We start from the raw sequence: 22,420 nt of genomic DNA, 5'->3' as shown, positions 1-22,420 counted from the left end.
TTGTCGCAGCCCCGACCCGCGGTCACGAGCGGGGGCTCCTATCTTTTTAGTGCCCTCGGATTGGGTCATAGTGTCTGTCGGTGCCATAGCATCGGCGTTGCCTTGGCCGTCAATAGTCATTGGGGGCGTTCTCAAACGACTACCCAACGGCTATTGCACACATGGCTCGCATGACAGCCGTCTCTTTTATGTTTCCTTTAGCCGTCGCTGTCTAGGATGGGGGTTAGTCGATAGGAAGGGAGCACCGGGATGGACGATGCGAGCGAGCGTGCTATCGAAGAGGACATGCTCGATCAGTTCAATTACTTTGATGATGAGGACGAGGAGCTGATCGACCGTCGCGAGCCAGCGCCGCTTGATTCCTTTGATCTGATCAATGAAGAGCCCGACGAGGACGAGGGCGAATCGGCGGAGCCCCCACAGTCTTCGCGCCTTGACTCGCTGCTTTCGAGAGCCCCCATGCACCACGGTGTCCGTGCCGGCGCGCTCCATATGAAAACTGACTGGCACCAGATCGTGACGGCAGGCGATGAACTTGCCGTCGATGCGCCGCTCACCGATAAATCATCCATCATCTGCCGCACCGGTATGCTTATGCTCGCGAGCGGAACGGGTGCCTGGCGCGTGCGCGATACCATGAATCGTGTTGCTGACGTGCTCGGCGTCACGATTCACGTCGACCTGAGTCTCCTGTCGTTTGAGTGCACCTGCATCGAAGATGGCCACTGCTTTAACGAGGTTGTCAGCCTGCCCACAACGGGAGTCAATACCCATCGCATCTGGATGATGGAGAGCTTCTTAAAGGAAATCGAGATTTACGGGCGCCGGTTTACCGTGCACGAATACCACGAGATGCTCAAGACCGTTGAGAGCTCGAAGCCCGATTACGCTCTCTGGCAACAGGGTCTTGCGGCGGCCTGTGCTTGTGGCGCCTTCGTCTTTTTGCTCGGCGGCGGCCCTATCGAGATGGCCTGCGCGTTCGTAGGCGCTGGTGTCGGCAACTTTGCTCGCTCCCATATTCTCAAGCAGGGCCTTGGCCAGTTTAGCGCGCTGACGATCGGCGTTGCGCTCGCTTGCGTTTCGTATCTGCTGGCATTGCTCGGCCTTGGCCAGGTCGTACCGGGGGCAATGTCGCACCAAGAAGGCTATATCGGCGCCATGCTCTTTGTGATTCCCGGCTTTCCCCTCATTACGGCAGGCCTCGACATCGCTAAGCTCGACATGCGAAGCGGCATCGAGCGTCTTTCGTATGCTGTGTCGATTATTGTGATGGCGACCCTCGTAGGCTGGATGGTTGCCGAGTGTGTGGGACTGGCGCCGGATGACTTCGCCCCGCTTGGTCTCTCACCGCTGGCTCTTACGCTCTTGCGCATGCTGATGAGCTTTATCGGCGTATTTGGCTTCTCGGTTATGTTCAACAGTCCGGTAAAGATGGCAGCGGCGGCAGGGCTCATCGGCGCCGTGTCTAATACCTTGCGCCTTACGCTCGTCGATGCGCCGACGCTGCTTCCCTTCTTGGGCCTGAGTGCGGGCATGCCTCCCGAGGCGGCTGCGTTTACCGGTGCGCTGGTATCGGGGCTGCTCGCGAGCTTAGCCGAAATCAAGCTCACCTACCCACGCATCGCCCTCACGGTGCCATCAATTGTCATTATGGTGCCTGGCTTGTATCTGTATCGCTCGATGTATTACATGTGCACTTTCGACACGGTCAATATGCTCGGCTGGTTTGTGCGTGCAGTGCTCATCGTGGCGTTTCTGCCCGTTGGGCTGGGTGTGGCGCGCACCCTCACCGACCCTCGCTGGCGCCATACCAGCTAATTGGTGCAAGGGGGACAGGTTACTTTGCACCAAATGAGTTGCGGTGAAATAGGGACTGAATTGCTGCTTAAAGGGTCAAAACAGTCCGTATTCCACCGCAACTTATGGGGTCGGGGGATTATCGGTGCCCTGCATCTTCATAAACTCAACGCTTACGAAGCGCATGCGTTTCGTGCTAGGCTGGTTCCACCACATAAGTAGTCGCAGACGCGCGTACCACGGGCGGGCGAGATGAAGTTCCAACAGCTCCATCTTGCCCGCCCGTTTTTGTTGCGTGGCGCCGCGGTACAACACAGAGAGGAATCTGCCCTTTATGCCTATCAACAAACGAGAGAGCCTGCTGTTCACCTTTATCATGTGCTTTTGCATGGTGCTCTGGATGAGCATCTACAACGTTGCCCTGCAGCACGGGGCCATCAACGGCGAGGTCGTTGCCGCTGCGTGGCTCGGCTTCCCCGTTGCCTACATTTTTGCCATGTGCTGCGACTGGTTCGTCGCCAGCCCGCTCGCCAAGGGTTTCGCCTTTAAGTACTTGGTCACGCCGGGCAAGAGCTCGCCACTTGCCATGACGCTCGCCGTCAACTCCTGCATGGTCGTTCCCATGGTCATCATCATGTCGCTGTACGGTGCCTGCGAGGGTCTGACGCACATGCCCGGCGGCATCCTTGCGAACCTGTATTCCGTGCCTGCGATCTGGATGATCAACATCCCGCATAATTTTGTGATGGCGCTGCCGTGGAACCTTTTGGTAGCCGGTCCGATTTCCCACTTCGTCTTCCGTCGCGCCTTCCCTGTGGGGACGGTTTTCGAGGAGGAGCATGCCGAGCTCTTGGAGCAGGCTATGGCTCCTGAGTGCGAGTAGCTCGCTTAGGGATCTGCTGAGCGCGGGCGACTTGCTTGGTTGGAGCCCTAAGCGTGGATAGCTCTCTCGGCGACATCGCGGGCGTGAGCGGTGCGCATGACCGGAGGGCCCGTGCTGCTCCGTTGCCCGACGTGCTAGCGCGCAGAAGAATCTGTTGGTGCATTCGGCGGCTGCTGAAGCGTTTCGGCAGCCGCTTTTTATACGGAGTTTAAATACAACAGTCTGTTGTATTACGTAGAGTGGTATATCTCTAGCAGGAAAAATGCGAGAGACGGAGCATTATGGCGTTGCTAGTAGGACTGGACGTAGGGTCGACGACGACCAAAGTTTACGCGATGCACGAGGATATGACCGAGGCGTGGTGGGGATATCGCCGCCACGGGGCGTGTCAGACAGCGAGCGTGCGCGCCATGCTCGGCGAGCTCGCCGAGCGCTTTCCCCATGAGTCGCTGCGCGTTGCGGTGACCGGCTCGGGTGCGCGCGATATCGCGACCGCGCTGGGCGCCTCGTACGTTCAGGAGGTGGTCGCCAACGCGCTCGCGATCAGCAGGTTCTATCCGCAGACGCGCTGCGCCATCGAGCTGGGCGGCCAAGACGCCAAGATGATCTTCTTCCGCACCAACGATAAGGGAGACATCGAGGTTGCCGACATGCGCATGAACGGTTCGTGCGCAGGCGGTACCGGTGCATTTATCGACGAGATGGCAAAGCTCATGGGGGTCGGCACCGAATCGGGCGAGTTCGAGCAGCTCGCAAGCCGGGGAACGACCGTCCACGAGGTCTCGGGCCGCTGCGGCGTGTACGCAAAGACCGATATCCAGCCGCTGCTCAACGAGGGCATTCCTACCACCGACCTGGCGCTTTCGGCGCTTCACGCGGTCGCCCGCCAAACGATCGGCGGTCTGGCCCAGGGTATCGACATCGAGCCGCCGGTAATCTTCGAGGGCGGTACGCTCGCCTACAACCCCACGCTGGTCCGCGTGTTCCGGGAGCAACTGAATCTATCGGACGATCAGGTTATCGTCCCGCGCGATCCGCAGATCATGGTCGCGCGCGGTGCCGCCCTGTCGCTGACCGACATGTTCGCATCGTCCCAACCGATCGACCTTCCCGACGCTTTTGTCCGGCTGGATAAGCTCGAGACGGTCGCGCCCGCAAGCGGGGAGGGACGTCTTGCCCAGCCCTTTTTTGCCACACCTGCCGAGCAGGCGGATTTTACGGCACGCCATGGCAAAGAGACGCCGGCAAAGGGTCCGGATGCGTATGCGCCCGGAGAGACGGTGCGTGTGGCGCTCGGTATCGATTCGGGGAGCACGACGACCAAGTTCGCCCTGGTCGATGAGGCGGGTGAGCTTGTCGATTCGTTCTACGCGTCTAATAACGGCAGACCGCTCGACGTCGCCCAACAGGGTCTTGTCAGCTTGAAGAACCGCTGGGAGACAGCGGGAGTCACGCTTGCGATCGATGCCGTGGGCACCACGGGATACGGCGAGGAGCTTTTCGCGCGCGCGTTCCACGCCGACTACCATACGGTCGAGACGGTCGCGCACGCCCGCGCCGCGTGCGCATGCGTTCCCGATGCGACCTTCGTGCTCGACATCGGCGGACAGGATATGAAGGCCATCTGGCTCAACCACGGCGTGCTGACCGATATCGTCGTCAACGAGGCGTGCTCTGCGGGCTGCGGCTCGTTCCTCGAGGGTTTTGCCAAAAACCTCGGAATAGCCGTTGAGGATATCGCGACCGAGGCATTTTCGTCCAAAGCCCCCGCCGTTCTCGGCAGCCGCTGCACGGTGTTCATGAACAGCAGCGTCGTTTCCGAGCAGCGGCGCGGTAAGGGTCCGGGCGACATCATGGCCGGTCTCTGCCGTTCGATTATCGAGAACGTGTTCACCAAGGTCATTCGCGTTTCAAATCTCAACCGTCTGGGCGACAAAGTCGTCGTCCAGGGCGGCACGTTCCGAAACGACGCGGTGCTGCGCGCATTCGAGCAGTATCTGGGCAAACCCGTCACGCGTGCGCCCCACCCGGGGCTGATGGGCGCTATCGGTATCGCCCTGCTCGCGCGCGAGGAATGCCGCAAGGGCGACGCCGGCACGTCGTTTATCGGGCTCGATGCCGTGGAGCGCTTCGAGCATCGCGAGTTCGGCGGCGTTACCTGCCGTCGGTGCAACAACCGCTGCCAGCGCGCGGTCGTGGCATTTGGCGACGGCTCGCTTTACGTCACGGGCAATCGCTGCCCGCGCGGCGGCGCCATCTCATGGGATGAGCTCGTGCGCGAGGTTCCCGCGGCGGAGGAGCTGCGTCCGCAGGGTGCTTGCGAGGCACGGGCACCCGGCACGGGGCGCGACCGGACCGCGGCTGCCCCCAATCTCTTTGTCGACCGCGAGAAGCTGCTGTTCGAGTCGTGCCCCACGGTTCCCGTCTGCGGGGGGCGCGATGTCACGATCGGCATTCCCCGTGTGCTCGAGTTCTGGGACACCATGCCGTTCTGGTCGACGTTCTTCAGCACGCTCGGCTTTAAGGTGCGCGTCTCGGGACGCAGCACCAAGGCGATGTACGAGCGCGGTCTGGCGCACGTCACATCCGACACCGTGTGCTTCCCGGCCAAGCTCGTCCACGGGCACATCCGCAATCTCGTCGACGCCGGCGTCGACCGCATCTTCATGCCCATCATCACGACGGTGCCCACCGAAAACACCGCCTCTACCAGCGAGTGGATGTGCGCCGTCGTAAAGGGATACCCCTACGTGATGCGCAATTCCGATAACCCGGAGGAGCGTTTCGGCGTTCCGTTCGATACGCCGCTGTTCCACTGGTACGACGAGGGCGACCGAAACCGCCAGCTCAAGGCGTGGTGCAAGGAGACCTTCGATATCGATGCCGACCTGGTTGCCAAGGCGACCGAGCAGGCGGACCGCGCGCAGCAGACGTTTGAGAACCAGCTGCAGCTGCGCGGCAGGCAGGTGCTCGAGAACGTGCGCGAGGACGGCGGCTACGCGGTGGTGATCGCTTCGCGCCCGTACCACAACGACCCGCTGGTCAACCACGGGCTGCCCAAGCTCTTCTCTGAGCGCGGCATCCCCGTGCTGACGCCCGATGCGGTGCCGGGGGTCTGCAACGTCGATCTTTCCAACAGCCGCATCGACATCGTGAACAACTACCATGCGCGCATGCTGTCGTGCGCGGTCATCGTCGCATCGACGCCCGAGCTCGAGCTCGTGCAGATGGGCAGCTTCGGCTGCGGCCACGATGCGTATCTCACCGATGAGATCGCGCGCATGATGGGCGAGATGGGCTCCAAGGTTCCGATGATGATCAAGCTCGATGAGAGCGACGTCGCCGGTCCCATGGGCATTCGCGTGCGTTCGTTTATCGAGTCGGTCAACCGTCGTCGCGCGGAGGAGCGTGCCGAGGGCGCCCGGGTGCACGCGGTCCATCCGCTCGACGACCCGTATAAGGTCAAGTACACCAAGCGCGACCGGCACGACAAGATCGCGCTGGTCCCCAACACCTCCCATGCGTTCTGCAGGCTCATGACCGCGGCGATGCGCAATCAGGGCGTGCGCGCCGAGGCCCTTGATATCGGGCGCGAGGATGCCATCCGCCTGGGCAAACGCTATGTGCACAACGACATCTGCTTCCCCGCGCAAATCGTGATCGGCGAGGCGCTCGCGGCACTCGAGAGCGGTAAGTACGACCCGCACGACGTCGCCGTGGTGACTGGCAAGTATATCGGCGACTGCCGCCTGACGCACTACATGCCCCTGCTGCGCCGCGCGCTCGACGACGCGGGATACGACTATGTCCCGGTGCTCACCAACGACGACGTCGATGCCCACAATGCGCATCCGGGCTTCAAGCTCGGCCTTGGCCCGAGCATCCAGATCGCCTACGGTCTTCCCATGATCGATGCCCTCGAGGCCATGCTTAGGCGCATCCGTCCCTACGAGCTCGAGAAGGGCGCGGCGGACGCTGCGTTCGACCGCGCGCTCGATGAGGTTATCGAGGGCATGGAGCGCTCCGGGCTGAGAGGCCAGGCGACGGGCTTCAAACGCGCGCTTGCGATCATGGACGCCGTTCCGTACGACCGCTCGAACCCGCATCCGACCGTTCTCATCGTGGGCGAGTACCTGCTCAATTTCCATCTCGGCGCCAACCACGAGATCGAGCGCTACCTCGAGGACAACGGGCTCGAGGTCATCGAGGCGCGCATGACCGACGTGATCCGCAAGACCTATTTCTACAAGCATGCGCAGTCGCGCGAGTTCCACGTCGACCTGTCGCTGCCCGAAAAGGCCTGGTACGCCACGGCGGACAACCTGTTCGAGCTCGCGCACGACCGTTGCGACCGCCTGGGCGCGGCGAGCCCGCTCTACGAGCCGCCGACGCGCATGCCCGAGCTCGTGCGCGCGAGCGATAAGATCCTGCACCATACGTTCGATGCGGGCGAGGGCGTGCTGATTCCGGCGGAGATCCTCGAGCACGCCAAGCGCGGCTGCCGCAACTTCGTGATCCTGCAGCCGTTCGGGTGTCTGCCCAACCATGTCGTGGGGCGCGGGCTCATCCATGCGCTCAAGGAGCAGTATCCCACGGCGCAGTTCCTGCCGCTCGACTACGATCCCGACGTGAGCTTCGCCAACGTGGAGAACCGTCTTCAGATGCTCATCATGAACGCCAAGGCGCAGGGGTGCGGTGAGGCGCATGGCGAGACCGCGTAAGGACGCCGATGCGCCCGATGCACGCACCCGTATCATCGAGGCGTTTTGGGAGCTCATCGAGAACAACAGCATCTTCGAGCTGTCGGTTGGCGAGGTGACCCGCGCCGCCCGGTGCAATCGCGGAACGTTTTACTACTATTTTCACGATTTCGATGAACTCGTCGCCATCGCCATAGCCCAACTGCTACAGGATAACGAGCTCATCACCGATGCCCTCTGGCATTTTTCGAGCGAGGGCGACCTTTCGGCGTTCGACCGGCGCGACGTCCGCTGCCTGCTGCGGCGCATCGTCATCACCATGAGGGCGGGTGCCGCCGAGCAGGTCGTACAGGGCATCCATACGATCATCATCGACCGCGTGAGAGAGATCGTCCACCCCGACGGAGAAGAGCTCAAGGCGGATTCGAGCTTTGCGGTGGGCTTTCTGGTCTCGGGCATCATGGACTTTGTGATGGCGGTCGGCTTTGCCCGGGAGGGCGGCGAGGAGATAGACCTCGAGCAGCTGGGGGACAGCGCGTGCGCGTACCTGAGGGCGGTCGCCATGCAGACGGTGGAAACGGTCGCGCAAGTCGAGGGCGTCGATACATCCGAGCTGCTCGAACGCGTCTCCAAGGAGGCCGATGCCTATCGCGCATCGCGTGCGACGAGTCCCGACGTGGTGAAAGACGCCTAGGGTTTCTCTTGCGGGGCGCCTGTCGCGCATCGCGCGGTGAGTCCCGCGATGCGGTCATAACCTGCATTCATGTGAGCCGGGTTTATAGATATTCCTCCAGCTGTTAACATAGACAACCTGTGGGTAAAGAGACAAAAGCGCCGCCGACGGGCGGGCGTTTTGATTTCGATGAACTCATGTAAGGAAACGAGCATGTTAGATAGATTTACCGATCGAGCGCGCAAGGTCATGTCGATGGCCAAACAGGAGGCGCTCGATCTTCATTCAAATAAGGTGGGCACCGAGCACCTGCTGCTCGCGCTTGCCAAGGAGGACGAGGGCATTGCCGCCGAGGCACTGCGCTCGCTTGATATCTCCTACGACGACATCATGGACACCCTCAAGGAGGTCCAGACCACGGTTCCCGAGCCCAGTGAGGAGACCGAGGCGGCTAAGCTCGCCTTTACGCCGCTCGTCATTAGCGTTATGGAGCGTTCATTCCGCGTGGCGCGTGAGAATAACCAGACCTACGTGTCGACCGAGCACTTGCTGATCGGCATCGTCGAAGAGGGCAACGGCATGGCCATGGACATCCTCATGCGCCTGGGTGTGTCGTCCGCCTCTATCAAAAAGGCTATCGAGAAACTCACTGCCAAGGACCAGGACAAGAAGCGTCCGCTCGCCGGCGCCGGTGCCGGGCGTCCCGGTGCGGGCCTGCCGTTCTTTAGCGGCTCGGATGCCTCTCAGCAAAAGGGGAGTGGCACCGATACGCTTAAGCAGTTCGCGACCAACCTCACGCAGAAGGCGCGCGATGGCGAGCTCGACCCTGTAATTGGTCGCGAAAAGGAAGTCCAGCGTATGATGGAAATTCTTTCGCGCCGCACCAAGAACAACCCGCTCATTCTGGGCGACCCCGGCGTGGGCAAGACGGCCATCGTCGAGGGCCTGGCTCAGCAGATTGCAGCCGGCAACGTGCCCGAGAACCTCATGAACCAGAATATCTGGACGCTCGACCTGCCGGGCCTCGTGGCGGGTGCCAAGTATCGCGGCGAGTTTGAGGAGCGCCTCAAGAACGTGATCCAAGAGGCCACCGAAGCCGACGACGTCATCCTGTTTATCGACGAGATGCACACCATCATCGGTGCCGGTTCTGCTGAGGGCTCCATCGACGCGAGCTCTATGCTCAAGCCCGTGCTCGCGCGCGGTGCCTTCCAGATTATCGGCGCCACCACGGCCGAGGAATTCCGCAAGTACCTCACCAAGGACCCGGCCTTCGAGCGTCGCTTCCAGACCATCGATGTCGAGGAGCCGAGCGTCGAGGACACGGTCAAGATCCTGACCGCGCTCAAGCCGCGCTACGAGGAGCACCACCATGTGCGCTATACGCAGGGTGCTATCGAGGCCGCCGCGAACCTTTCCAACCGCTACATCCAGGATCGCTTCCTGCCCGATAAGGCCATCGACCTCATTGACGAGGCCGGTGCCCGCGCTCGCATCGCCGCGAATCGCGCGCCCGAGCCGGTGCGCGAGGCCGAGCATCGCATAGAGGAGCTCAAGGCCGCCGCGCAGGAGGCCACCGAGAGCGACGACATGAACAAGGCCGCCGAGATTACCGAGCGGCAGAAGGCCGCCGAGATTGAGCTCGCCGAGGCCAAGGCCGCCTGGACCGCCGAGCTCGACGCCAGCCCGCTCACCATCGATGTGAGTCAGATCGCCGATATCGTGTCCGTGACCTCGGGCGTGCCGGTGTCCTCGCTTACCGAGAGCGAGAGCCGTCGCCTGCTACAGGCCGAAAGCGTGCTCAAGACCCGCATTATCGGCCAGGACGAGGCCGTCGAGGCCGTTGCCAAGGCCGTGCGCCGCAGTCGCTCGCCGCTCAAGGATCCGCGTCGCCCCGGCGGCAGCTTTATCTTCCTGGGCCCCACCGGCACGGGCAAGACCGAGCTCGCCAAGACGCTCGCCGAGTATCTCTTTGGCAGCAAGGACGCGCTCATCAGCTTCGACATGTCGGAGTTCGGCAGCGAGTTCGAGGTCTCCAAGCTTATCGGTAGCCCTCCGGGTTACGTCGGTCACGACGAGGGCGGCCAGCTCACCAAGGCTGTTCGTCGCCACCCGTACTCGGTCGTGCTGTTCGATGAGATCGAGAAGGCGCACCCCGACATCTTCAATATCCTGCTGCAGGTGCTGGAGGAGGGGCGTCTGACCGATAGCCAGGGCAAGACGGTCGATTTCCGCAATACGGTGATCATCATGACGTCAAACGTGGGCGCCCGCGAGATTGCGCAGGATACGAGCGTTGGCTTTGGCACCACCGGCGAGCAGGGTCTCACGTCGAGTGAGATCCGTGGTCGCGCGATGGGCGAGCTCAAGCGCCTGTTCCGCCCCGAGCTGCTCAACCGTATCGACGACATCGTGGTGTTCCAGAAGCTCTCGGGCGAGAATCTCACCAAGATCGCTCACCTGCTGGTGGACGACCTGCGTCAGCGTTTGATTGCCAACGGCATGAACATTAAGCTCACCGATGCGGCCTATGACAAGATCGTGGCCGAGGGCACCGACCTCACCAACGGTGCGCGTCCGCTGCGCCGTGCCATCCAAAAGCTCATCGAGGACCCGCTGTCCGAGGAGCTTCTGGCCGGCGAGTGGGGCGAGGGCGATACCGTCCTGTGCGACGTGACCGATGGCAAGTTTGTCTTTAGCCACGGCACGGGTGAGATCCCGGCACCGCGTCCGGCGGGCACGCTCGGTGGCGATACCGCTCCGGCGGCACCGCACACCGGCAACGCCGCGCCCGTGAGCGGCGGCGTGACCTCGGGCCCCGGCGGCATGATGCAAGCCGGTTCCGGCGCGTTGTAGGGCGTGGCGACAATTTGATACGCGCAATCGAGGCGCTCTGGCAAGGGCGCCTCGATTTGTAGAACTGCGAAGTTGTGACCGTTACGCTATGCGGTCCACCGTTAGCCGATGATGCGAGGGCGCTCGGCGTTTTCGACTGGTTTATGCACGTAAAGTCTGGGAATATACAAGGCGCATGTCTTACTGTCTAACCAGTTGCGCCAAGGAGGCACCATGGACTACAAGATTACCGGCTACGAGCCCGCCCAGCTGTTCCATTTCTTTGAGGAGGTCAGCGCGATTCCCCGCGGGTCTGGCAACGAGAAGGGCATCAGCGATTTCCTGGTCGCGTTTGCCAAGGAGCGCGGCCTCGATGTGTATCAGGACGAGGTCTACAACGTCATCATTCGCAAGCCCGCATCTGCCGGCGCCGAGAATGCCCCGACCGTGATGCTGCAGGGTCACATCGACATGGTGTGCGACAAGCTGGGCTCCGTTGAGCACGACTTTACGACCGATGGTATCGACCTGGTCGTCAAGGACGGCGTCCTCACCGCTAACGGCACCACGCTGGGCGCCGACAACGGTATTGCCGTCGCTCTGATGCTCACTGTTCTCGATGACGATTCGATCGTTCACCCCGCCCTCGAGTGCGTATTCACCACCGACGAGGAGACTGGCCTGGTCGGCGCCGAGACGCTCGACAAGTCCCAGATTAGCGCTCGCACCATGATTAACCTTGACTCCGAGGAAGAGGGCGTTGCCACCGTCAGCTGCGCCGGCGGCGTCGTCGTTACCTACACCTGCCCGATCGCGCGCGAGCACAAGACCGGTAGCACCCTCACGCTCGACATCTCCGGCCTGCTGGGCGGTCACTCCGGCAGCGATATCCACCTGGAGCGCGGCAACGGCAACCTCATCATGGCCCGCATCATCGACCGCCTGATGGTCGCCGGCGAGCCCGCCATCGTCAGCTTTAACGGCGGCACCAAGGACAACGCCATCAACCGTGAGTGCAAGGCTGTTCTGGTCTACGCCGACCATGCTGCTGCCGAGGCGGCGGCCCAGATCGCAAAGGGCATCATCGCCGACGTCACTGCCGAGCTCGAGGTCTTCGACCCCGGCTTTACCTGCACCGTCGAGATTGCCGACGACGCCGAGGTCGAGGCCATGGACCAGAAGTCCGCGCTTGCCCTCATCCGCGCTCTGCGTCTTGCCCCTAACGGCGTGATTCGCCGCAACGTCGCCACCGACGGCTCCGTCGAGGTTTCCTCCAACATCGGTGTGGTTGCCACCTCTGACGACCAGGTCAAGATCATGCTGTCCCCGCGCTCCTCGATCACCTCGCTGCAGAACGAGTTCAAGGACCGCCTGCAGACGCTTGCCGATGTCCTGGGCTTTGACGCCAAGTTTGAGTTCGAGTATCCCGGCTGGAGCTATGCCGAGCATTCGCCGGTCCGCGACGTTTTTGTCGAGAGCTATCGCGAGCTCTTTGGCTCCGAGCTGCGCATCGAGTCCATTCACGCCGGCCTTGAGTGCGGCCTGTTTGCCGAGGCCCTGCACGGCCTGGACGCCATCGCCGTGGGCCCGACGCTCTCCGATGTCCACACCCCGGACGAGAGCATGGAGCTCGCTTCTGCCGAGCGCTTCTACGAGCTGCTCATCGACGTCCTCAAGCGCCTCGCTGCGTAAAGGTCGCATTGACGGCGATCCAAAACCTTTGCTGATGGATTGCAAATGACATTACGAGAGGGGGGGGGTACCCGAGCTTTTGCGGCGGGTGCCCCCTCTCTTCTTTTAAGAAATGGGAAATTGATTGGCGTCTAGCCCATATCCGCCTTGATGAGGTCGAGGGTGCGCTGGCAGTTTTCGCGGACGGGCCCGAGCATATGCTTGCGCAGGTCCGCCATGCCGGGCAGATCGGCGTATTCGTCCATGACCTCTTCCATGCAAATGGGTACCTCGTAGGCGAGGTCCATCATGGTCGCAAAGCAAAACTTCTCGGATAGCCCGGCATCGGTGAGTGCCGCCTCCAGCGCGGGGTCGCCCATACCGTGGTATCGGCGGATAGCGCCTGGACCGATGCGTCCCACACGGTTTTCGCCGCCAACGCTCATGGCGAGGCGCGCTTTTCGCCGCATACGTTCGTATGCCAGCCCAGATGCAACGTCATACATACGGGCCATCATAGCTGTGCCGCCGTTTCCAAGAAGCAGGGAATAGTTCTTCGCATGCGCGTCCGGTGCGCCGATGATGGCGTTAAAGAAAAGTATCTGCGTAAACAGATACAGGTTAAGTTGATGATGGCTCGTATTGACGAGGAGTTCCTGAATATCGCGTGCGGTCGGGCCGCCGTCTGCCGTGTACTTTTGAGCGGGCATCACTCCAAGGGCCTGACAGAGGTCTTCTTGGTGTAGACGCATGATTGTCCCGTCTTTGACATTCACACGGTCATAGCGCTCAACAATGAGGGCGGGTTCGTCCTCAAATAAGCGATACTCAACGTTCGCCGTTGCGATACCCGCGCGCTGGGCGCTTTTCATGCAGACAAACTCATTAAGCGCTTCGAGCTTAAATCCGATAACACCATTTTTGAAAATATGCGTCGTGGGCGAGGAACCTACGCATTCGCACCAGCGACCGTCTATGAGTGCGAGTGCGAACTTGCCCTGGTTGCCTCCAAGTGACCAACTTTCATCTAGACCCATCCACGATGCATCGCGGTCATCTCTGATCGACTTGAGACGGAGAGCAATTTCGTGGTCGTCTATAGGGCGGTATTCGCCAGCGCGATGCAGGACGGCGTCGGCATCTTCTTCGGCACAAAACTGCACTCCGCCCGGACAGTCGAGTCCGATATGGCTGAGCAACGCAACGGGATTGTTGGGCCTAACGTCGAATTTGGCGGCAATCGCTTTTCGTTGGTCCTCGCTGTCGGGTAGAAGGCCAAACAGGTACGGATTCATGACCTGTTGTCCGTATGTGCGATTCGATACGGGTATGTTGGTCGATAGGGCTGGCCCGTCATAGTCATGATCGTAGGTAAAGCTGATAAGACCGTTCTCATCTTGCGTGAGCGTTCCCGCAGGTACACCGCAAATAAAGGTCCGAAGTGATGTTCTGGCCATTGGCTATTTCCCTTCGGGCTTGGTTTGGTTAGATGCGTTTGCGGCAATCGAGACTCCGAGATTGGACATGGCGAAATCGGCGAAGGCTTTGTCGTAGAGTTCAGACGTAAAGGGGGCGTCTGCAAGAACCGGAATGGCGGCACAGCAACGGTAGCTATGAGAGGGACGTTGAGCGCGATGGCGTCTGGGGGTGCTGCGAGTTTGCAGATCGGCATGCGGAACGTTGGCTGATTGCTCGTTATTCGTTTTGACGATATCCCCTTGAGCGGCGAGCGCCAGTCCGAGAGCATTAAAGATCACCAATAGCTTGTCGAGTCGAATGCCGGTGGCATCTCCCAGCTCGAGCGATGCGAGCAGGCGCTCCGAAACACCGGCTTTTTTAGCGAGGGCCGCACGGGTGATTCCCTGTGAGTCGCGTGCCTGGCGCACGTAGATGCCAGCTTGGCGCGGCGTGGTGATGGGAAGGGTATCCACGGCAATCTCCTAACGTGCAGACTTTTGCATATCAGTATGACATGCAAAAGTCTGCACGAATAGGCATTATGCAAAACTCTGCATGAGACTTCTACATTGACGTTGAGCTTATGAGAGGCGCTTTTTATATCGCGAGAATCCCCAGATGCTCAAGCAAGATCTTAAGCCCGATGAGGATGAGTACAACGCCGCCCACGATGGTGGCGGGTTTTTCGTAGCGTGCGCCAAAGGCGTGGCCGATCGCTACGCCGGCGACGGAGAAGATAAACGTTGTGACGCCGATAAGCGATACGGCGGGAACGATATCGACCGAGAGCGCCGCAAACGAGATGCCTACGGCCAGGGCGTCAATCGAGGTGGCAATGGCGAGGATTAGATACTCACCCAGGTCAATCTTTTCGGCATCCTTGCCGTCGCCTTCGTCCTCATCCTCGTCCTCGGTAAAGGCTTCCCACAGCATTTTGCCGCCGATAAAGGCCAAAAGGATAAAGGCGATCCAGTGGTCGATAGGGCCGATGATGCCCATGAATTGGCTGCCAAGCGCCCATCCGATCACGGGCATGCCGGCCTGGAAGCCGCCAAAGAACAGGCCGAGCACCACGGCGACTTTAAGGTTGATCTTTTTCATGCCGAGACCCTTGCAGATGGAAACGGCAAAGGCGTCCATCGAAAGGCCAACGGCGAGCAACACGAGCTCTGCGAGTCCCATAGTCTGGCTCCCTCTCTGCGGGCGAGCCCGATTACGCGACTACTCCCTCATTTATATGAGACCCGATGCTACCACATGAGCAGTCAAAGGAGCCCCGTCCCAAATGAGCTACCTAAGCGGTGTTCGCTCATTCTGTAAGCATCGGATTTCGTGGCTGCTGCGGGGACAAACCGTGAGAAACTATTTAGCGTTTATGGAGCGTATACGATGGGAGCGATGCCTTGGATAAGAACGAGCTGCAAAAGCGTATGGAACAGGCCATCCGCCTGACGGCACCTGGTCAGCCGATCCGCACCGCCCTCGACATGATCATCGCCGGTCACCTGGGCGCCCTTATCTGCGTCGGCGACACCGAAAACGTGCTCGCTGCCGGTAACGACGGCTTCCCGCTCAACATTTCGTTCACCTCGAACCGTCTGTTCGAGCTCTCCAAGATGGACGGCGCTATCGTTATCGACGGCGACCTCACCCAGATCCTGCGCGCCAACTTCCACCTCAATCCCGATCCCTCGCTTGCCACGAGCGAGACGGGCATGCGTCACCGCACCGCCGCTCGCATGTCGGTGCTCACCGATGCCATCGTGATCTCGGTCTCGGCCCGTCGTGCCGTCGTCAACGTGTACGTTCACGGCAAGAGCTACGAGATCCAGCCTGTCACCACCATCATGAGCTCGGTCAACCAGCTCGTCGCTACGCTTCAGACCACCCGTCAGTCGCTTGATCGCTCCCTGCTGCGCCTGACGGCCCTTGAGCTCGACGACTACGTTACGCTCGCCGACATTACCGGTATTTTCTCGAGCTTCGAGATCATGCAGCAGGCAAAGACTGAGCTTAAGGATTGCATCGTCAAGCTGGGCAACCAGGGCAAGCTCGTGCAGATGCAGCTCGAGCAGCTCGCCGGCTCCAGTATGGATACCGAGTATGACCTGATGATCCGCGACTACGCGAGCGACTCCTCCGAGGCAAATGCCGAGAAGATTCGCGCCGAGCTTAGCCGCATGACGCCTAAGGACCTGTCCGACCCACAGCATGTGGCGGCGGTTCTGGGTTATGACGACCTGGATGAGGACTCCGTCATGACGCCGCTGGGCCTGCGCACGCTTTCGCGCGTGTCCGTCGTGCGCGACGGCGTGGCCGAGAAGATTGTCGACGAGTACGGCTCGCTGCAGGAACTCATGGACGACATCAGCGAGGATCCGGAGCGCCTGGGCGACTTTGGCGTTAACAACCCTGCCATTCTTGCGGACTCCCTGTACCGCATGAAGGGCACCAAACAGGGGAACGCATAATGGCGCCCGTATGCGCCGTGGTCGTTGCCGGTGGCAGCGGCCAGCGCTTTGGTAACCCCGGTGGCAAGCAGCTCGTCAATGTAGCGGGTCGTCCGCTTATGAGCTGGTCCATCCGCGCATTTGACCGTAGCGAAAAGGTCGGCCACATCGTGGTGGTTTGTCCTGCCGAGCGTCGTGCCGAGATGCGCCGCCTGGCTATCGACCCGTTTGACTATGACACGCCCATCAGCTTTGCCGATGCCGGCGATACCCGTCAGGATTCCACCCGAGCCGGCGTGCACGCGGTTCCGGCAGGCTTTGAATACGTCGCCATTCACGACGGCGCTCGTCCGCTCATCACGACCGAGGCCATCGATCATGCGATCGACGTGCTTGTGGGCGACCGCTCGCTCGACGGTGTCGTGTGCGGCCAGCCCGCGATCGACACGCTCAAGATCGTCGACGGCGACAACATCGTTGAGACGCCGCCGCGCGAGCTCTATTGGACCGCGCAGACGCCGCAAATCTTTAGCGTCGACGCCATGAAGCGCGCCCACACCGCAGCTATCGCCGAGGGTTTTATCGGGACCGATGATTCTTCGCTGGTCGAGCGCATGGGTGGGCGTGTCCGCTGCGTCCAGAGCCCGCGCGATAACCTTAAGGTGACGGTGCCCGAGGACCTGCGTCCCGTAACCGCGATTCTGCTCGGCCGCATGGCCGAGGGAGAGGACCTTCCCCATGTTCAGTAACCTGCGCATTGGACACGGCTACGACGTTCACCGTCTGGTGGAGGGGCGTCGATGTATTATCGGCGGTGTCGACATTCCCTACGAGCGCGGTCTGCTGGGCCACTCGGATGCCGATGTGCTCGCGCACGCGCTGGCCGACGCCATTCTGGGCGCCTGCCGCGGGGGAGACATCGGCAAGCTGTTCCCCGACACCGATCCTGCCTATGAGGGCGCCGACTCGATGGTGCTGCTCGCCCGTGTGATGGACTATGCGCGCGAGTTGGGCTTTGAGTTTGTCGATGCCGATTGCACCATTGCCTGCCAGCAGCCCAAGATCACCCCGCACCGCGATGCCATGCGCGCCAACCTGGCCCATGCCCTGGGCGTTGACGTCGAAAACGTGGGCGTCGCTGCCACTACGACCGAAAAACTCGGCTGGGAAGGCCAAGGCGAGGGAATTGGCGCCTGGGCCGTCTGCCTGCTACAGAAAACCGTTAAGGAGTAATGAATGCGTATCTACAACAGCGCTACCCATAAAAAGGAAGAGTTCCAGCCCATCGAGCCCGGTAAGGTCCGCATGTATGTGTGCGGCCCCACGGTCTACGACAACATCCACATCGGCAATGCCCGCACGTTCATCAGCTTTGACGTGATTCGTCGCTGGCTCATCGCGAGCGGCTACGAGGTCACGTTCGCCCAGAACCTCACCGATGTCGATGACAAGATCATCAAGCGCGCCAACGAGCAGGGCCGTACGGCTGCCGAGGTCGCGACGGAGTTCTCCGACAAGTTCATCGGCGTCATGCGCGCCGCCAACGTGCTCGATCCCGATGTGCGCCCCCGCGCCACCAAGGAGATCGGCCCCATGATCGCCATGATCAAGACGCTTATCGAGCAGGGCCACGCTTACGCAGCCGATAACGGCGATGTGTACTTTGCCGTGCGCAGCGATCCCAACTATGGTCAGGTCTCGGGCCGCAACATCGACGACCTTATGGTTGGTGCGCGCATCGAGGAGAACGAGGACAAGAACGACCCGCTCGACTTTGCCCTGTGGAAGGCCGCCAAGCCCGGCGAGCCCAGCTGGCCGAGCCCCTGGGGCGAGGGCCGTCCCGGTTGGCACACCGAGTGCGCCGCCATGGTGCATCGCTACCTGGGCACCCCGATTGACATCCACGGCGGCGGCTCCGACCTTGCCTTCCCGCATCACGAGAACGAGTGCGCCCAGGCCACCTGCGCCTGGCACCAGGGCTTCTCCAACACCTGGATGCACACGGGCATGCTGCTGGTAGACGGTGAGAAGATGTCCAAGTCGCTCGGTAACTTCTTTACGCTGGCCGAGGTGCTCGAGCAGCACTCTGCCGCGGCCCTTCGCCTGCTGATGCTGCAGACGAGCTATCGCTCGCCGCTCGACTTCTCCTGGGAGCGCCTGGAGGGTGCCGAGAACTCGCTCACGCGTATCGCCGGCACGGTCGAGAACCTGCGTTGGGCTGCGAACCACGCGACGGCCGACGCCGATGAGGCTGCCGCCGAGGCGTTTGTCGCCAAGGCCGCCGAGACTCGTACTGCCTTTAAGGAGTGCATGGACGACGACTTTAACACCGCCGGTGCCATGGGTGCCGTCTTTGGCTTTGTGACCGAGTGCAACCAGTACCTGGAGCAGGCGGGCGACGCTGCCGACAAGGCCGCCGCGCTTGCCGCTGCCGATACCCTGGCCGAGTTGCTCGATACGTTTGGCGTTGAGCTTCCCGAGCCCAAGGTCGAGCTGCCGCTGGGCCTGCTGGGCGTTGCCGCCGGTCTGGTTGCCTACACGGGTGACGATGTGGACGAGGCAGCTGCCAAGATTCTCGAGGCTCGCGCCGAGGCCCGCGCCGCCAAGAACTGGGATCTGGCCGATGCCATCCGCGACCAGCTCAAGGACCTGGGCCTGACGATCGAGGATACTGCCGCGGGCACTCGTATTAAGACTCTCTAGTATTTGTCGACCGTTCGAGGTGCGGCAGATTGCCTTGAAAGAGGAGGGCATAGACCTGGTGGTCATGTCCGACGATTGAAAGGCAAAGTGCCGTGGCTCGGACGGTCGATTCTTGTTCGTTATCTATTTAAGGAGGCCGTCCTATGGCCGACAATCGCAAGCGTGCGCCTCGTGGCGGCAAGCAGGCTGCTTCTGGCTCGCGTCCGATTCGCCGAAATGACCGCGCTGCCGCTTCCAAGGGCCAGCGCGATCGCACCCAAGCTGCGCGTCCGCAGCGCGATCGCAACCGCGACGCTGTCCAGGCTCCCAAGGGCGAGTTTATCGAAGGTCGTCGCGCTGCCGCCGAGGCACTACGCACTGGTTTTCCCATCAAGTGCGCACTCATTGCCGAGGGCGGGGAGCGCGATGCCGCCTTGTCGCGCCTGGTCGACGACCTCAACGCCGCGGGCGTCCGCGTTAAGTATGTGCCGCGCGCGCAGCTCGATGCGCTGTCGAGCCATGGCGCTCACCAGGGCATTGCGCTCGAGGTTGGCAACTTCCCCTATGCCGATATTGCCGATATTCTCGACCGCGCGGGCGAGGGTCCGGCACTCGTCGTTGTGCTCGACCACGTGACCGACGACGGCAACTTTGGCGCCATCGTGCGCTCCGCCGAGGTTGTGGGCGCGGCCGGTGTCATCATCGCCAATAAGCGTGCCGCTGGCGTAACCGTGGGCAGCTACAAGACGTCAGCCGGCGCCGTCATGCATTTGCCCATCGCGCAGGTTCCCAATATCGCCCGTGCGCTCGATGACCTCAAGGCCGCTGGCTTTTGGGTGGGCGGTGCCTCCGAGCACGCCGAGGGCAGTTGCTGGGACGCCCCCTTCGAGGGTCGCGTGGCACTCGTCATGGGCTCCGAGGGCGACGGCATCTCGCGTCTGGTGCTCGAGAAATGCGACTTTTTGACCAAGCTTCCCCAGCGCGGCATGACCGAGAGTCTCAACGTGGCCCAGGCGACCACCGCGCTGTGCTTTGAGTGGCTGCGCCGCAATGCCGGCGAGCTCATGGGGGAGGAGTAGCGCATGTCCAAGAAGAACCGCGCCAAGTCCAAGGCCAAGCGCTTTGGCGAGGGCTCGGCCAAGCCGATTGTTTCGGCCGCGACCTATGGTGTGGGCGGCAATGCGTTTGCGCAGGCCATCGCCGATCCAGTCTCGACGGTGCACTCCAATAAGCCCGAGCTGCTGGTGGTCGACGGCTACAACGTGATCCACTGCACGCCGCGCTACGAAAAGCTCGTCTACGACCATTCCGACGATCCGTATTCCAGCGACGTTCACGATATGGCGCGCACCGCCCTCATCAACGACGTTGCCGCGTTTGCCCAAGGCCGCTACGAGGCCGTAATCGTGTTTGACGGCGCGGGCAATATCTCCAGCGAGCGCCCCAACCTGCCGGCCCGTGGCGTGCGCATCGAGTTTTCGCCGACGGGCGTCTCTGCCGATACCGTGGTGCAGAAGCTCTGCATCGAGGCACGCGAGGAAGGCCGCGCGTGCTCCGTGGTGTCGAGTGACGGCACGATCCAGGCCGTCGTCATGGGCAAGGGCGTCACGCGCATCTCGAGCCGTATGCTGGTGGACGAGATCAAACAGATCGATAACGACGTTCACGAGGCCGAGGAAGCCCCGCAGATCAAGATGACTCTGGGCAGTCGCCTGAGCCCCGATGCCCTGGCCAAGCTCAAGGCCCTGCGCGGGAGGTAGGGGAGCTGACGGCGCGACGCTGTCTCGCTAACTCCATTCAGCGATGTCGATCATTCTACGGAGGCGCCATGTAAGCGCCTCTTTTAGATATGGCAGCCTTGCCGTGAGCGCGTCGTTTTTAGACAGAATCTCGATCGCCTCGTCGACAAAGCCCTCGAGTTTGTCGCCGTCAAACCAGCCCATGTCCTCGACGAGCAACATTTGTTTGGCGGGGCTTGAATGAAATTGTGCGCTGGTAAAACTGTGCTCTCCCGCCCTAAGCTCCTCTAGTGATATGTTGCACCAGAGTGATGAGCCCGAATCGAAGATGGGGGCTGGTCTACAGACCAGTGAGTTGACGTTTCGCACGAGGCCAAAGTTGCGCCAATGGCGATCGTAGTTGGCAATGATGTCATCGCATACGATCATGCGGTCAAGGGCGTCTTTTATAACTGTCGCTCCAAGCTCCTCGCAGTTTGCTACATACCGTTCGTAATCGGTTAGTCGCTCGTTTGCATTTGCATGCTGGTTTACATAGAACGCAGGGACATACTCTTCTTCATCAGTTAAGAAGACATTGCATATGCTCAGGGCGGAAGTGCCCGTGCCCTCGAGCGAGTAAGGCACATAATCGCAGGCGTTTAGGATGCGACGGTGAAGTGCAGTCGCCACCAGCTCGTTATAAGGTTCCTGGTTTAGATGCGCACCTGCTTTGTGGAGAATTCGACGGTCATCCTCGCATGTCCAGTACTTTTGAAGATTGCCGTCCGAGGTGTTGTCGGGCTTTGCGGCAGCTGCCTTGCCCTCTGGGGCGAAGGGTGCAATGGTTAGCGAGACGTCATCAAAAGCATTATTGAAGAAGTTAATATCTTTCCACGCGAGACCGGAGTCTTGGGGCCTAATCCAATACTGGTCGGATAAGGAGAGGCCAAGATTTCGCTGTACGAGTTCATCGGGAACATCGACTGCGGCTTCTGCAAGCAGGGAGGCTAGCCCAATGCGTGCGAGCGGGATACCGCGGCCTCGCCACCAAATGCGGAAAGAGTCGAGCGACACGGGACTATTGGGGCCAAGTACTCCAATAGGGGCGTGGATGTAATCGATGTCGGCACCGATGTGGGTAAAGTCTTTTCGCGATGTGCTGTAGACCAGCTGGGCGACTTCGTGCGTGCGGTTCATGAGGGTAAACGTAATCTCGCTTTTTCCATGGCCTCGACGGGGGCGTCCCCCCGTTTTGGTCACGGAGCGGAGTCGTGCGTTGACGCTGTCTTTGTCGATGAGCCATACACCAGAAGCCTTGCGTGCCTCAAGCGCTCCGTTTTTTATGAGCTCTTGCACCCTGCGCGGGGTGATGTCGAGTAGCTCTGCAGCTTCCTTCGTGGTCAACATCGTGAAACCCTTCGCCAGAACGAATAGTTTTATCTTCTTCATTGTAATAAAAACTATTCGTTCTGGCGAATAGTTTTGAGATGTGGTCGGTCAAAGGGCCTGTTGCGCCTCGTCCGCAATTCCTTTATTCTTATCTGGCTTCG

General features: G+C 61.0%; 16 protein-coding genes. 12 read left to right on the top strand and 4 right to left on the bottom strand.

Features of this window, described 5'->3' with window-relative positions:
* The first annotated feature begins 249 nt into the window (after positions 1-249).
* The 6 genes from ABHU32_RS07160 (at position 250) to ABHU32_RS07135 (ending at position 12,580) form a co-directional block, all read left to right on the top strand.
* Positions 250-1,818 carry a threonine/serine exporter family protein gene (locus tag ABHU32_RS07160; RefSeq protein WP_346979506.1) on the top strand — a complete coding sequence of 523 codons (1,569 nt, stop codon included), beginning with the start codon at positions 250-252 and terminating at the stop codon, positions 1,816-1,818.
* A gap of 313 nt (positions 1,819-2,131) precedes the next feature.
* Positions 2,132-2,680 carry a DUF2798 domain-containing protein gene (locus ABHU32_RS07155; RefSeq protein WP_346979505.1) on the top strand — a complete coding sequence of 183 codons (549 nt, stop codon included), beginning with the start codon at positions 2,132-2,134 and terminating at the stop codon, positions 2,678-2,680.
* 281 nt (positions 2,681-2,961) lie between these two features.
* Positions 2,962-7,401: an acyl-CoA dehydratase activase gene (locus ABHU32_RS07150; RefSeq protein ID WP_346979504.1), complete on the top strand. Its 4,440-nt coding sequence runs from the start codon at positions 2,962-2,964 to the stop codon at positions 7,399-7,401.
* On the top strand, positions 7,385-8,074 hold the full coding sequence (locus ABHU32_RS07145; protein WP_055285228.1) for a TetR/AcrR family transcriptional regulator: 690 nt from the start codon (positions 7,385-7,387) through the stop codon (positions 8,072-8,074). The genes ABHU32_RS07150 and ABHU32_RS07145 overlap by 17 nt, the downstream gene beginning before the upstream one ends.
* A 192-nt stretch (positions 8,075-8,266) precedes the next feature.
* A complete protein-coding gene (locus ABHU32_RS07140; RefSeq protein ID WP_346964771.1) occupies positions 8,267-10,909 on the top strand; it encodes an ATP-dependent Clp protease ATP-binding subunit in 2,643 nt (880 codons plus the stop codon).
* Between the two features lie 213 nt (positions 10,910-11,122).
* Complete coding sequence (locus tag ABHU32_RS07135) at positions 11,123-12,580, top strand: aminoacyl-histidine dipeptidase (protein WP_346979503.1); 1,458 nt, start codon at positions 11,123-11,125, stop codon at positions 12,578-12,580.
* Between the two features lie 131 nt (positions 12,581-12,711).
* On the opposite strand, the gene ABHU32_RS07130 is transcribed toward ABHU32_RS07135, so the two are convergent.
* The 3 genes from ABHU32_RS07130 to ABHU32_RS07120 form a co-directional block, all read right to left on the bottom strand.
* Positions 12,712-14,016 carry a type II toxin-antitoxin system HipA family toxin gene (locus ABHU32_RS07130; RefSeq protein ID WP_346979502.1) on the bottom strand — a complete coding sequence of 435 codons (1,305 nt, stop codon included), beginning with the start codon at positions 14,014-14,016 and terminating at the stop codon, positions 12,712-12,714.
* Positions 14,017-14,019: 3 nt separating this feature from the next.
* Entirely contained in the window at positions 14,020-14,490 is a 471-nt protein-coding gene (locus ABHU32_RS07125) for a helix-turn-helix domain-containing protein (RefSeq protein WP_346964768.1), read from the bottom strand.
* Between the two features lie 124 nt (positions 14,491-14,614).
* Entirely contained in the window at positions 14,615-15,199 is a 585-nt protein-coding gene (locus tag ABHU32_RS07120) for a manganese efflux pump MntP (RefSeq protein WP_346979501.1), read from the bottom strand.
* A gap of 248 nt (positions 15,200-15,447) precedes the next feature.
* Between ABHU32_RS07120 and disA the strand changes: the two genes are divergently transcribed.
* The 6 genes from disA to ABHU32_RS07090 all read left to right on the top strand — a co-directional run bounded on the left by disA (position 15,448) and on the right by ABHU32_RS07090 (position 20,909).
* Complete coding sequence (gene disA / locus ABHU32_RS07115; RefSeq protein ID WP_369796797.1) at positions 15,448-16,488, top strand: DNA integrity scanning diadenylate cyclase DisA; 1,041 nt, start codon at positions 15,448-15,450, stop codon at positions 16,486-16,488.
* The gene (ispD, locus tag ABHU32_RS07110; RefSeq protein WP_346979500.1) at positions 16,488-17,216 is read left to right on the top strand and encodes a 2-C-methyl-D-erythritol 4-phosphate cytidylyltransferase; all 729 of its coding nucleotides are present in this window, start codon (positions 16,488-16,490) and stop codon (positions 17,214-17,216) included. The genes disA and ispD overlap by 1 nt, the downstream gene beginning before the upstream one ends.
* Positions 17,206-17,700 carry a 2-C-methyl-D-erythritol 2,4-cyclodiphosphate synthase gene (ispF, locus tag ABHU32_RS07105; protein ID WP_006234975.1) on the top strand — a complete coding sequence of 165 codons (495 nt, stop codon included), beginning with the start codon at positions 17,206-17,208 and terminating at the stop codon, positions 17,698-17,700. Before ispD ends, ispF begins: the two co-directional genes overlap by 11 nt.
* A gap of 3 nt (positions 17,701-17,703) precedes the next feature.
* On the top strand, positions 17,704-19,170 hold the full coding sequence (gene cysS / locus ABHU32_RS07100) for a cysteine--tRNA ligase (RefSeq protein ID WP_346979499.1): 1,467 nt from the start codon (positions 17,704-17,706) through the stop codon (positions 19,168-19,170).
* Between the two features lie 143 nt (positions 19,171-19,313).
* Positions 19,314-20,228: a 23S rRNA (guanosine(2251)-2'-O)-methyltransferase RlmB gene (gene rlmB / locus ABHU32_RS07095; protein WP_346979498.1), complete on the top strand. Its 915-nt coding sequence runs from the start codon at positions 19,314-19,316 to the stop codon at positions 20,226-20,228.
* A 3-nt stretch (positions 20,229-20,231) separates the two neighbouring features.
* Positions 20,232-20,909, top strand: a complete 678-nt coding sequence (locus ABHU32_RS07090; protein ID WP_006234978.1) for an NYN domain-containing protein — start codon at positions 20,232-20,234, stop codon at positions 20,907-20,909.
* A 27-nt stretch (positions 20,910-20,936) separates the two neighbouring features.
* Here the strand turns inward: ABHU32_RS07090 and ABHU32_RS07085 are convergent, their stop codons facing one another.
* The gene (locus ABHU32_RS07085; RefSeq protein ID WP_346979497.1) at positions 20,937-22,319 is read right to left on the bottom strand and encodes a DNA-binding protein; all 1,383 of its coding nucleotides are present in this window, start codon (positions 22,317-22,319) and stop codon (positions 20,937-20,939) included.
* Positions 22,320-22,420 lie beyond the last annotated feature (101 nt).

This window comes from Collinsella aerofaciens, assembly GCF_039758965.1.
In the GTDB taxonomy this organism is placed as follows: Bacteria; Actinomycetota; Coriobacteriia; order Coriobacteriales; family Coriobacteriaceae; genus Collinsella; species Collinsella aerofaciens_BR.
The sequence above is the reverse complement of the archived record's forward strand: the minus strand, read 5'-3'. Positions and strand labels throughout refer to the sequence as shown.

What these genes read in the sequence shown, in the direction of transcription:
- ABHU32_RS07160 (WP_346979506.1), top strand. Translation starts at nt 250, where the DNA reads ATGGACGATGCGAGCGAGCGTGCTATCGAAGAGGACATGCTCGATCAG.
- ABHU32_RS07155 (WP_346979505.1), top strand. Translation starts at nt 2,132, where the DNA reads ATGCCTATCAACAAACGAGAGAGCCTGCTGTTCACCTTTATCATGTGC.
- ABHU32_RS07150 (WP_346979504.1), top strand. Translation starts at nt 2,962, where the DNA reads ATGGCGTTGCTAGTAGGACTGGACGTAGGGTCGACGACGACCAAAGTT.
- ABHU32_RS07145 (WP_055285228.1), top strand. Translation starts at nt 7,385, where the DNA reads ATGGCGAGACCGCGTAAGGACGCCGATGCGCCCGATGCACGCACCCGT.
- ABHU32_RS07140 (WP_346964771.1), top strand. Translation starts at nt 8,267, where the DNA reads ATGTTAGATAGATTTACCGATCGAGCGCGCAAGGTCATGTCGATGGCC.
- ABHU32_RS07135 (WP_346979503.1), top strand. Translation starts at nt 11,123, where the DNA reads ATGGACTACAAGATTACCGGCTACGAGCCCGCCCAGCTGTTCCATTTC.
- ABHU32_RS07130 (WP_346979502.1), bottom strand. Translation starts at nt 14,016, where the DNA reads ATGGCCAGAACATCACTTCGGACCTTTATTTGCGGTGTACCTGCGGGA.
- ABHU32_RS07120 (WP_346979501.1), bottom strand. Translation starts at nt 15,199, where the DNA reads ATGGGACTCGCAGAGCTCGTGTTGCTCGCCGTTGGCCTTTCGATGGAC.
- disA (WP_369796797.1), top strand. Translation starts at nt 15,448, where the DNA reads ATGGAACAGGCCATCCGCCTGACGGCACCTGGTCAGCCGATCCGCACC.
- ispD (WP_346979500.1), top strand. Translation starts at nt 16,488, where the DNA reads ATGGCGCCCGTATGCGCCGTGGTCGTTGCCGGTGGCAGCGGCCAGCGC.
- ispF (WP_006234975.1), top strand. Translation starts at nt 17,206, where the DNA reads ATGTTCAGTAACCTGCGCATTGGACACGGCTACGACGTTCACCGTCTG.
- cysS (WP_346979499.1), top strand. Translation starts at nt 17,704, where the DNA reads ATGCGTATCTACAACAGCGCTACCCATAAAAAGGAAGAGTTCCAGCCC.
- rlmB (WP_346979498.1), top strand. Translation starts at nt 19,314, where the DNA reads ATGGCCGACAATCGCAAGCGTGCGCCTCGTGGCGGCAAGCAGGCTGCT.
- ABHU32_RS07090 (WP_006234978.1), top strand. Translation starts at nt 20,232, where the DNA reads ATGTCCAAGAAGAACCGCGCCAAGTCCAAGGCCAAGCGCTTTGGCGAG.
- ABHU32_RS07085 (WP_346979497.1), bottom strand. Translation starts at nt 22,319, where the DNA reads ATGAAGAAGATAAAACTATTCGTTCTGGCGAAGGGTTTCACGATGTTG.